The 11523-nt window shown below is 44.1% G+C and carries 11 protein-coding genes; 5 read left to right on the top strand and 6 right to left on the bottom strand.

Annotated elements, in window-relative coordinates; genetic code table 11:
- Positions 1 to 66: 66 nt before the first annotated feature.
- From BUA56_RS18960 to BUA56_RS18935, 6 genes are all read right to left on the bottom strand, one after another.
- Positions 67 to 975: a DMT family transporter gene (locus BUA56_RS18960; protein ID WP_242946810.1), complete on the bottom strand. Its 909-nt coding sequence runs from the start codon at positions 973 to 975 to the stop codon at positions 67 to 69.
- A gap of 171 nt (positions 976 to 1146) precedes the next feature.
- The gene (locus BUA56_RS18955) at positions 1147 to 2499 is read right to left on the bottom strand and encodes a Glu/Leu/Phe/Val dehydrogenase family protein (protein ID WP_072854347.1); all 1353 of its coding nucleotides are present in this window, start codon (positions 2497 to 2499) and stop codon (positions 1147 to 1149) included.
- Between the two features lie 371 nt (positions 2500 to 2870).
- The gene (locus BUA56_RS18950) at positions 2871 to 3404 is read right to left on the bottom strand and encodes a 2-oxoacid:acceptor oxidoreductase family protein (RefSeq protein ID WP_072854346.1); all 534 of its coding nucleotides are present in this window, start codon (positions 3402 to 3404) and stop codon (positions 2871 to 2873) included.
- Positions 3401 to 4147 (bottom strand): thiamine pyrophosphate-dependent enzyme, encoded by a 747-nt coding sequence (locus BUA56_RS18945; protein WP_072854345.1) that lies wholly within the window; start codon positions 4145 to 4147, stop codon positions 3401 to 3403. The genes BUA56_RS18950 and BUA56_RS18945 overlap by 4 nt, the downstream gene beginning before the upstream one ends.
- Position 4148: 1 nt before the next feature.
- Positions 4149 to 5207, bottom strand: coding sequence for a 3-methyl-2-oxobutanoate dehydrogenase subunit VorB (locus tag BUA56_RS18940; protein WP_072854344.1), 1059 nt, complete (start codon positions 5205 to 5207; stop codon positions 4149 to 4151).
- Positions 5208 to 5423, bottom strand: a complete 216-nt coding sequence (locus BUA56_RS18935) for a 4Fe-4S dicluster domain-containing protein (protein ID WP_072854343.1) — start codon at positions 5421 to 5423, stop codon at positions 5208 to 5210.
- A gap of 301 nt (positions 5424 to 5724) precedes the next feature.
- Between BUA56_RS18935 and BUA56_RS18930 the strand changes: the two genes are divergently transcribed.
- From BUA56_RS18930 to BUA56_RS18910, 5 genes are all read left to right on the top strand, one after another.
- Positions 5725 to 6495, top strand: a complete 771-nt coding sequence (locus tag BUA56_RS18930) for an IclR family transcriptional regulator (protein ID WP_072854342.1) — start codon at positions 5725 to 5727, stop codon at positions 6493 to 6495.
- A 200-nt stretch (positions 6496 to 6695) separates the two neighbouring features.
- Positions 6696 to 7757 (top strand): butyrate kinase, encoded by a 1062-nt coding sequence (gene buk / locus BUA56_RS18925; protein WP_072854341.1) that lies wholly within the window; start codon positions 6696 to 6698, stop codon positions 7755 to 7757.
- 21 nt (positions 7758 to 7778) lie between these two features.
- On the top strand, positions 7779 to 8675 hold the full coding sequence (locus tag BUA56_RS18920) for a phosphate acyltransferase (protein WP_072854340.1): 897 nt from the start codon (positions 7779 to 7781) through the stop codon (positions 8673 to 8675).
- Positions 8676 to 8692: 17 nt separating this feature from the next.
- Positions 8693 to 9982 (top strand): MFS transporter, encoded by a 1290-nt coding sequence (locus tag BUA56_RS18915; protein ID WP_103710853.1) that lies wholly within the window; start codon positions 8693 to 8695, stop codon positions 9980 to 9982.
- A 49-nt stretch (positions 9983 to 10031) separates the two neighbouring features.
- Positions 10032 to 11417, top strand: a complete 1386-nt coding sequence (locus tag BUA56_RS18910) for a sodium-dependent transporter (RefSeq protein WP_072854338.1) — start codon at positions 10032 to 10034, stop codon at positions 11415 to 11417.
- The last annotated feature ends 106 nt before the right edge of the window (positions 11418 to 11523 follow it).

The following is an 11523-nucleotide window of genomic DNA, read 5'->3' as shown; positions in this document are numbered from 1 at the left end:
AGCAGATAAATTTTACCACAAAAAGAGGATTTTCAACCACTAAAGTGTATTGAAAATCCTCTTTTTTTATTCGGACTGTTTTTTCACAGCCTCCTTTTGCTTTTTTTGAAATAGGCGAAGTCCGACAAGAATGATGATCCCCCCTGCAATGGTACCCGCAGATGGTGATTCTCTCAAAACTACAAATCCCATTATGGTAGCCAGCAATGGAGTTACAAACATAAAATTGGTTACATCGCTTGTTTTTTTGGCAATTAATAAGGCTTTTCCCCAAGTGAACGCAGCTATGGCGTTGGGAAAGACTCCCAGGTATATGACCACCAGAATATGGGAAAGCGGAGCTCTGGACATTTCATGGATTCCGTTTGGCAAGAACGGAAGGAATAAGATTGCTCCTGCGGTGATACTGAATATGGTTATCTCTAAAGGGGTATATCCCTGGGAGAGCAGTTTTCTCTGGTATAGATTATACCCACAGAAGAGTATGGCAGTACTCAGGGTCCAGAGAATTCCGACATTTATGGAAAGTACTCCGTCCCACAAGGTGAGGACCAGAATACCGATGAATTCAATTCCAATGGAGATCCAGCCTATGGCCGGTATTTTTTCCCGGTAGATAAAGAGTGCGCCTACTGCGGTCATTACCGGTGTCATGGCCATGATGATACTTGAGGTTGCCGACGTTAAGGTTCGTATCCCTACGTTGAAGGTCAGCATATATAAGGTAAAACCAAGTGCACCTGAGAGGAAGAATTTGTAGATATCTTTTTTCCTGGGCAGATGCAGTCGGCTGAATATTCCCAGCAGAATAAGAAATATGGAAGCTGCGGTGATACGCAGACATCCTAAGGAATTAGGTGAAAAGTGCTCCATAGCAACTTTTGAAAATGGAAAAGCAGAGGCCCAGAGGATAACGGTGGCAATTGCTAATATATTGACTTTCGATTTAGCATTCATAGTAATCACTCTTTTCATATACAGAACTTTTTCTAATTAACACAATAGGAGAAATTTTTGTTACCTGTGAACTCTGCTTTTCCTGTAGTATTTAACTAATAAAAAAGAAGATAACTGGCGGGCGGCTGGTAATTATTTTGGAGAGTTTTCTGCCGGCCGCCCTGCGGCAGATATTATAACCGAATGCTTTTATGCACCGTATAATTCATCATTACAGGTTTTGTAAGCAGATTCGGTAGGAGTAATACCAAGCTCTTTGGCTTTGTTTAGGTTCTCCCAGGTATTTTTTGGAAGTACACGTTTGATATCTGCATAAGTACGCTCTAAGCTGGCATCCTTCTGATATTTGTACTCTTCATAGCCAAACATTACGCCGGCGGTATTGTGCCACCAGTCTGTCTGGAAGAGGATTCCTCTGTCAGCAATTACTTTTGCCAGACGGCATTCTTCCTCTACGCTGCTTGCCTTGATCTGGTTGTTGGCAGAACCCCAGATGATCTTGCAGTTAAGTTTAGGAATGCTCTCTTCGTTGAGCACAGCGCCCATAGCACATGGGGAAACTACGTCAACATCCAGATAGAGGATTTCATCGGTGGATGCAGGAGAAATATCGATTCCCTGTTCTTTATATTTAGCAACAATCTCATCTACACGCTGCTGGTTGATATCTGCAACGTAGATTTTAGGATTTTTCACAAACTTGGCAATGCATCCTACCATAGCTGCGCCTACTTCTCCAAGACCCTGAACGGCGAAGGACATTCCTGTCATATCTTCGCTGCCATTGAGGAAGCGTACGGCCTGCTCCAGAGAGATGAATACTCCGTAAGCTGTCGGCGGTCCTGAAGATCCCAGAGGACCCCGTGGTCCGCAGGTATACTGAACACTGAAGCCGTTTTCTTTCATAACATCAGTCATTGCAGGAGGGAATCCCATATCAGGTCCTGTGGAGCAGCGGATTTCATCCAGACAGAAGCCCAGGAAACCGCATACGTTCATATCTGTGAGATCCAGTTCATCCATAATAACGCAAGATTTGCATCCGCCTACAGGAAGCTCACCTGCAATATTTTTAAAGGACATTGCTCTTCCGAGGTTCAGGCCGTCAATGATGATATCCAGCTCGTTCTCGTCCTTTTCATGACGGCGGATACCGCCTTTCATAACACCGTGACGGGTATTATTGATCCCGCGTTTTCTGTTATGCATGTTGCCCAGATACTTAATGTCAAATCCTTTGTGATAGAAACAGTCAATACCGAAATGTTTTCCCTGTCTTAAAAGGTCGATAACCTCTTCCAGATAATCGGTTAAACCGTATTTCTCAAACATAGCTCTTGTCTCTACGTCATTTAAAAACTTTGCATTGTGTGTTTTAATGCTTTCTACGTAGAAATCGTGGTTGTACTTTGACCAGTCTAAATCAGGATCCCAGTCTTTAGATGCCTGAAGAAACACATTGCCGGTTTTCCAGTCATACTGAAGACGTAATGTTGTCAAATCTTCCTGTTCCAATGGATAGAATAAACTTCTTTTTTCCATTCAAAAATCCTCCTTTATTTGTTTTCCTACACACCCTTGTACTTTTATGGAATCATGCGCATGATTTCTCATTTTGTTAAAAAAAGGATGTATGTCCTGCTCTTTTTACGGAACAGACAACATCCTTTTCTTTAAAGTACCACAGCCCTTTTAAAATGTCAAAGAAATTTTTGCTTGCATTTTCACAAAAATATTTGACATACAATTTCAAAATAAAGGCTGTGTTATGCAAAATATTAGAAGTGATTTCCAATATTAGTGCAAAACTTATAAAATTTATCGAAGAAAAAGGATGTTTTATAATTAAAAATGGAACAATGTTCTATTTTTAATCTTCGTCATTTTTACTAATATGCCTTCTGCAGAGTTAGTTACACGGCGGCATATCCAGCCTTGAAAGCTTTCTTATTAGCTTCCTCAAATTTACTTTTTCCCTTTTTGGCAAACATTGCATTCATGGCAGCAATGGCTTCCTCTTTTGAGAAATCGCCCATAGCTTTTACAGCGGCGCCGGTCATGACAATGTTAGCACTTCTTGCATTTCCGAGTTCGTCTGCAATGGCAGAGCAGGGCACTTTTACAATGGTTACATCAGGGCGTACTGTGGTATCGCAGGTAACCATATCCCCAACCACTGCCATGCCATTTGGCGCGACAATCTTAATAAACATCTCAAAAGAAGGGTTGTTCATAACAATAAGAACGTCTGGCTCTTCCTGCTGCGGATTGTAGATTACATCTTTGCCGAATTTCACTGTACAATTGGCAGTTCCCCCCCGCATGGCAGAACCATAGGATGGACACCATGTGGCATTCTGTCCCTCTCTTACAGCAATATCTGACAGAATAAGCCCGCAGGTAAGTACGCCCTGTCCGCCGGACCCGGCACATACTACTTCTTTCATCTGGTTTCTCCTCCTTTTTCTGTAAATTCTCCCAGAGGATAGTAAGAGATCAGGTCATTATTGATCCGTTCCATAGCCTGAATAGGCTTCATTCCCCAGTTTACAGGACATGGAGACATGACTTCCACCATAGAGTATCCTTCCCTGTTTATCTGGGCCTGAAGTGCTTTCTTTATGTATCCCTTTGTCTTTTTAATATTAGCGGGGCTGCTGACAGAACCTCTGGCTACATAGGCAGGATGAAACTGGGAAGCAACCAGTTCAGGGAAACGGATAGGAAAGCCTGTGACAGAACAATCGCGTCCATGAACAGTCGTTGAAGTCTTTTGTCCCTCCATAGTAGTCAGGCTCATCTGCCCTCCGGTCATACCAAAATTGGTATTATTTACTGTTATTACTGTTATATTTTCGTTGCGGTAGGCCGCATTGGTTGTTTCTGCAATTCCTATACTGTAGGCATCCCCGTCTCCCTGATACGTGATTACAAGGTTATCGGGATTCACTCTTTTGATACCTGTGGCAACTGCTCCTGCTCTCCCGTGCAGACAGTGAAGCCGGTCTGCCACCAGTCCTCCTCCCAGATTGGAAGAACATCCTACCCCTATGGGAAAAATCACATTCTGATCCTGCCCCAGTTCTTCCAGACACTCGCAAATCAGGCGGATAATGATACCATGTCCGCAGCCTGGGCAAAAGCTCATGGGCCGGTCTATCATTTCCGGCACTTTTCTTTCTGCTGGCATATCAGTATACCTCCTTTATCTCATCGGCAAGAATCTGCCGGAATTTATTCTGGATCTCCTTCATGGGGGGCACACCATAGACAAATGGAAGTGCGTATACAGGTATATCGCTCTTTAGTATTTTTTTCGTGTAGAGAGCAACATCGTCCACCAGCTGTCCGGTTGCATTTGCCTCTACAGTGATCATTGCTTTTACCTTTGGATTCACCTCCCGGAATGCATTCTCAGGGAAGGGCCATGTGGTAATTGGCCGGATGAGACCCACTTTATACCCCTGATCTCTCAGGCTCCGGACCGCTCCCAATGTACTTCTGCCGGGAAGACCATATGCCACGAATACATAGTCGGCATCCTCCAACCCCTCGGATTCCCAACGCTGTTCTTTTTCTTTTATCTCTGCATATTTTTTGTTTAATTCTACAGCCTCTTTCATAGAGTCTCTGTCAAAGATACCTATTTTTTTATAAGAATATTTTCCGTCAAAACCCCAGTAATTCTTTTTGGGTTCCAGAAATTCGGGAAGTTCAACGGGTTCCATCATCTGTCCCAGAGCTCCTTCGGACATAAGTACCACTACCACCCGGTATTTTTCTCCCAGTTCATAGGCCGTGGGGATTAGATCCACTGCCTCCTGAATACTGGATGGGGATAGAACGATACAACGGTAATCGCCGTGTCCGCCTCCGTGAGTTTCCCGGTGATAATCGCACTGGGAGGAAAATAGGGTTCCCAGGCCGTTTCCGTAACGTACCATATTGATTACGAGTGCGGGAAGCTCCTCATCAGAGAGAGCAGAGATACCTTCCTGCTTCAGGCTGATACCCGGCCCTGATGAGGCAGTCATGGCCCTGACTCCGCAGCTGGAAGCACCAAAGACCATATTAATTCCTGCAAGCTCACTTTCCGCCTGGACAAACGATCCTCCCACTTCAGAGAGACGCCAGGATAAATACTCCATAATTTCACTGGATGGGGTAATGGGATAGCCTGCGTAGAACCGGACACCCGCACGGACAGCTGCTTCAGCGATAGCCACATTTCCCTTCATCATTTCTGCCATTTATAAAACCCCCCTTTCACTCTTTAAAACGTGAAAGACGCCATCCGGACATGTTATATAACAGGTTCCGCAGCCAATGCACTTTTCATCATCTACCATAACAGGATGGTAGCCTGAGGCATTGGTATCCTGGGAAAAGCTGATGGCTCCTTTCGGACAGAAGGAATAACAGAGTCCGCATTCCTTGCATCTGGCCGATTTCACTGTAACTTTCATTGAAATACCTCCTAAAAGTTTCCTTTGTTAGTTTCATAGCTTTGTTCCAAACACTAGAACTATGTTCCATAATCAACTGCATTATACCCACCACGACTTTATTTTGTCAATATCATTTTGTTAAAATTATGAAAAATGGATAATAATTAATTATTTTTATGTATAATGTGCACAAAAACGCAGGGATACCCATTGAAGGATAAAAACATAGATACAGAAAAAATAATTGAAATTTAAAATACTTTGTGGTAGTGTCAAAGATAAGTGACGAAAAAGCTGCAGGATGGAGGGAGGTGATTTTATGACAGATATAAATATCATAAATGCGGTGGATCGGGCGCTGGATATGCTGATTTATATGTATAATGCGGGCACTGAGGTGTCTATAACTAAAATCAGTGAAGATATGGGAGTCTATAAAAGTACTGTATTCAGAACTCTGGCAACATTAGAGGCAAAGGGCTTTGTGACAAAAAATCCAGAGACAGAAAAGTATTCTCTTGGAATCCGTCTGTACATTATGGGCACCAGCATTGGAGAAAAAATAGGAATTCAAAAGCTGGTTAAGCCGTATGCCAAAGCTCTTCATGATGAGTTTAATGAGGCGGTGAATGTCTCAATTCTTGAAAGAAACGAGAAGGACATTTATCGGAGTGTCATGATATACAAGGAGGAGAACAACCAGATTCTCAGGTTCAACTCCGAGGTAGGATCCCGCAATGACTGTCACTGTGCGGCAGTGGGCAAATGCCTTTTAGCATTCAGCGAGAACATTGATCTCTCGATCTATGATCAGCGGCCCATGATAAAGTATACAGAGCATACCATAATGACAAGGGAAGCACTGGAAAAGGAACTGGAGAAGGTGAGGCAGCAGGGGTTTGCAGTTGATGATGAAGAGCGGGAAATGGGACTTACCTGTATTGGAGCTCCGATTCTCAAAAATGGACAGTATGCAGTAGCTGCCATAAGCCTATCTGGTCCAACCAGCAGAATTAAGGATGAGACCTTTCAGAGAAAAATAGACAGGCTCTGCCAGGTTACCCGGGAGATTTCCAACAGTTTAAGGTAAAGAAGAATATAGCATGCCTTTGGTTTAATTACCAGAGAGCATGCTTTATTTTTGTGCAAAATCATGAAAGTCAGCAAAGGGGACAAAAAAGGAATTGACATCGGGAAAGAAGAGGTGCTACACTAAACAATAATAGAACTATGTTCCATTAGCTAGAACATCCATAATCAAAAGTATGTACTGAGAAGTGAGGATGGAACATGAAGATTTTAGTGATTAATCCCGGGGGTTCCTCTACTAAATTTTCTGTCTTTGAAGACAGACAGGAAATTCTGAAGAGGAACATAAAGCATACGGGAGAGGATTTACAGCCATTTCCTACAGTTTTTGATGAATATGAATACCGGACAGGTATCATTACAAAAATGCTGGAAGAAGCGGGTCATTCCTTAGATTCCTTTGCCTGTGTGGTGGGAAGAGGCGGTCTTATGCGTCCCGTTCCGGGGGGAACCTACCGGGTGAATGACCGTATGGTAGAGGACTTAAAGAACGCTGTAAACGGAGAGCACGCCTCGAATCTGGGGGCAGTAATTGCACGGAATATTGGGGATGCCATAGGCGCACCATCCTTTGTGGTAGATCCTGTAGCTGTGGATGAGATGCAGGATGTTGCAAGGATAACAGGGATATCAGATCTAGAGAAAAAAAGCTGGTTCCATGCCCTGAACCACAAAGCAGTGGCAAGAAAGACAGCAGAGAAAATGGGCGGGAGATATGAAGACTTTAACTTTATCGTGGCCCACCTGGGGTCAGGCATCTCTATTGTGGCTCATGAAAAAGGCAGGATGATAGACGGCAGCGGGGGACGCACTGACGGGCCTTTCTCACCGGAGCGCAGCGGCGGCCTTCTCACCTATCAGCTGATCGAGCTATGCTATTCCGGCAGATATTCACGGGAAGAGATGGTCCGGAAGGTTAGCTCCTGCGGAGGAATGTATGACTACCTGGGAACTAAGGATATGGTAGAGGTAGAGGAAATGGCAGAGAGCGGGGATGAAAAAGCCGGCCTTATTTTCCGGGCGTTTACCTATCAGGTGGCAAAGGAAATTGCACTCTATGGAGCAAGCCTGAGAGGAAAGGTTGACAGAATAATTTTTACAGGAGGAATTGCATATTCTCAGAAAGTCGTGTCAGAGGTTTCGGATAGAATCTCTTACCTGGCCCCCATTGAGGTGGTACCTGGGGAAATGGAGATGGAAGCGCTGGCGCTGGGAGCTCTAAGAGTACTGAATCATGAAGAAGAGGCGAAGGAGTATCTGTAGGGATGAGGAATGGAGGAGAGTATGCTTAAAAATTTTGATGACCTGCTGGATCAGGTGAAGCGGACAGAACCCAGAAAGGTATGTGTAGCAGTCGCAGAGGACCGGGCGGTTATGACAGCCGTCAGAGATGCGGCAGAGATGGGATTTATCAATCCTATTCTCGTGGGAAATGAAAAGAAAATAGCGGCAGTTGGAGAAGAAATCGGTTTTAAAAATTATGAGATTGTAGGGTGCAGCAGCGAGGAAGAATCTCTGGTGAAGGCCGTAACTATGGTACATAACCGGGAGGCGGATGTTCTTATGAAAGGGCTTGTGAATACCGCGGTTTATATGAGGGGAATTCTGAACAAGGAATATGGACTGCGGACCGGCCGGCTTTTAAGCCTTCTTGCAGTTTACCAGCTGCCACAGTATCACAAGCTTATCTATGCATCTGACAGCGGGATTAATGTGGCCCCGGATCTGGAACAAAAAAAGGTAATTATGACCAATGCGCTGGAAGCAATGAAGAAGTTTGGACTGGAGCGGCCTAAGACAGCCATCCTTACAGCCAATGAAATGCTGGATCCAAAAGTGATTTCCACAGTAGAGGCTGCAGCTTTAACAGAGATGGCTGCAAAGGGAGAGATTCCTCCCTGTATTCCGGAAGGTCCCATTTCATTTGATATTGCTTTTGATAAAGCTGCGGCAGAACACAAGGGTATTCAGAGTAAAATAGCGGGGGATGTAGATTTGCTGATCTTCCCTAATATAGAGGCGGGAAATATTATGGGGAAATCCTGGCTGCATTTTAATCAGGCAAAATGGGCGGGAATTGTATTAGGTGCTGCAGCCCCTGTGATTCTCGGATCCCGATCTGACACACCGGAAATTAAAATCAATTCTATTGCCTTGGCCTGTCTGGCAGCTGCCAAGTAGAAGAGGAGGAGCGAAAATTGGAAAAAAAGTTATCTTTTAAAGTACTTTTCACCCTGGTGGTGCTGGGGGCCTGCTGGTCAATTGTTTATATTGTGCCGTTTATACAGTATATCTGGTATAATCCATTTCAGGATTTTCTTGGGGCGACGAATGTACAGATGGGTCTGCTTCTGACCATCTATGGTTTCGGGAATATATTCGGCGCACCTATCGGCGGATGGGTAGCCGATCGATTCAATTATAAATATGTGTATGTTGCATCTGTGTTTTTAAATGGTGTGCTGTCATTAATCTTTGTAATCAGCCCGAACTATGTGATGGCAGTTATCTGCTGGATTGGATTCGCAGTATCCAGTCTGTTTATGAATTACCCCACTCACATAAAGATTGTGCGGGAGCTGGCCACGGATGAGAACCAGGGAAAGGTTTTCGGTATCAATGAATCTATGATCGGATTGTTTAATATAATCTTTAACGCTATTATGATGGCTGTATATGTTAAATTTTTGGAAGGCGTGGCAGGCATGAAGGCAGCTATTATTGGAATCGGACTTCTTTCCTTTGTCCTGACAGCTATTGTAGCCTTTGTTCTGGATAACCCGAAAAAGAAGAAAGTGTCTCAGGCAGAAGTATCCCCTGCAGAGGCTCCGAAAGGGAATCTGGGAAAAGATTTTCTTGTAATTATTAAGAATCCTGCCACATGGCTGGTTGGAATCAGTATCTTTGCAGTTTACTCATTTTTGACTACCATGTCATATTTTACCCCTTATTTTACTGATGTATTGGGGGTTACCGTAGTGTTTACCGGATGGGTAGCGATCCTGAGACAGCATGGCATGACACTTATTGGGGCGCCGGTGGGAGGATGGCTGACAGACAAAATCAAGTCCCCCTCAAAGGTACTCATAGGCGTGTATATTGTGGGAATCTTAGGGTTTGTCTATCTGCTGAATGCAAAGACGGGAGTAAATGCAGTGGTTCTTATTACCCTTACCATCGTACTTTCAGGGATTGTATATGTAGGAAGAGGTGCCTATTATGCTACGATTACGGAAGCAGGAGTTGCCAGGGAATACACTGCTTCTACCATTGGAATTGCAGCAGCGTTAGGCTTCTCCCCGGATTTGTTTCAGTTTACTTTGTTTGGGCATTGGCTGGATAACTATGGGAAGACTGCCTATACGTATATGTTTGTATTTCAGACTATAGTTCTGGTAATCGGAATTGGAGCGGCTTTTATGATTATCAGAATGTCCAAAAAGTGCAAAAAAGCAGAGGATGTAAAACTTGATATAGAAAGCGCTTAATATAGAAAGCCGGCCAGCATCTTTTAATCCGAAAAAAGGAGAAGGATCTATGAGAGAAACTAAATTGGAGAGTAATCCGGAGCATACGAAGGCTCAGTGGGGGAATAGTTTTGGCTATATTATGGTTGCGGCTGGCGCAGCCATAGGACTTGGGAATATATGGAGATTTCCTTATCTCGCCTATGCAGGAGGAGGGGGCGCCTTTCTGGTGGCGTATATTATCCTGTCGGTGGTGTTTGGATATCCTATAGTGAAGATGGAGAGTACTGTGGGCCGCTATGGAAAGTCCAACGCGGCCGCGGACTACGGAAGCGTAAATAAAAAATTCCGTTTTGTGGGTGCTGTCAATATACTCTGTGAATTTTTTGTGGGTGTATTTTATATTGTTGTCAGCGGATGGGTGCTTAAGTATCTTGTGGCATTTGCAACCGGGGTTGATTTTGGGACGGATCCCAGTACATTTTTTGACCGGCATATTGAAAAAGCCGTCTCACCTAATATTTATGCCGGGATTGTTATGGTTCTGGTTGTGTTTCTGTTATTCAGCGGAATTACAGAGCTGGTGGAAAAGGTTTCTAAAGTTATCATGCCTGCTTTGCTCTTTATTCTGCTTGCCTGTGCCGTCTGGGCATTGATTAAGATACCAGGGGCGGCTAAGGGATTGAGGTATTATCTGGTACCGGATTTTCATGACTTTACCTGGAAAGTTTTTGCTGATGTCTGCTCTCAGGTAATGTTTTCGGTGGGGATAGGGTGCGGGATCTATTCCACGCTGGGGGCCAGTATACCAGAGTCCCATAATATAAAGAAGGATTCTCTCATGGTGATTTTTTGTGATACCATGGTTGCCTTTGTGGCAGGGCTTCTGGTAATACCATCAGTGGTTGGCAGCGGTATGGAGATGACTTCAGGTAAAGCCTTGGTGTTCGAGGCAATGACTATGATATTCGGCAATCTTCCGGGGGGAAGGGCCGTGGGGACACTGTTTTTTGCAGCGCTGTTTTTTGCGGTGATTTCTACATACGTCACGGTTATAGAGATACCTACGGTATATGTACAGGAAATTTTGAAGACAACTCACAAAAAAGCGCTGGTCGTAACTTCTAGTGTAGTATATTTTTTGAGTATTTTTGTCTCTCTTGGATTCGGGGCATTAAAGAATGTAAAGCTGCCCTGGCCGTTTGCTACGGGGATTCAGATGTATGATTTTTATGACTGGCTGGACTGCTTTACCGGATACTTTTTAATGCCTTTGGGTTGTCTGCTTATCTGCTTTTTCACGGTAAAGGTTTGGGGGATGGATCGGTACGGGAAAGAGCTTCTGCAGGATGGAAGGGATGGTAAAATAACCTGGTATGATAAATTTTCTGCCTGTGTAATCTGTCCGGTGATATTAGTGATTGTGCTGCTGAATGTGTTTGGGTTTATAAAGTAGCATGTGTCAAATAGGAGAAGGTAAACTATAAAAAGGGGACAGGTCAGTCCGAAAAAGGGACACCCTGATCCTAATTTGGGACGTGTTCTTTCTAAAAGGAACACGT

This window comes from Lactonifactor longoviformis DSM 17459, from assembly GCF_900129135.1.
GTDB classification, from domain to species: Bacteria; Bacillota; Clostridia; order Lachnospirales; family Lachnospiraceae; genus Lactonifactor; species Lactonifactor longoviformis.
This window is presented reverse-complemented; position numbering and strand designations above follow the sequence as displayed.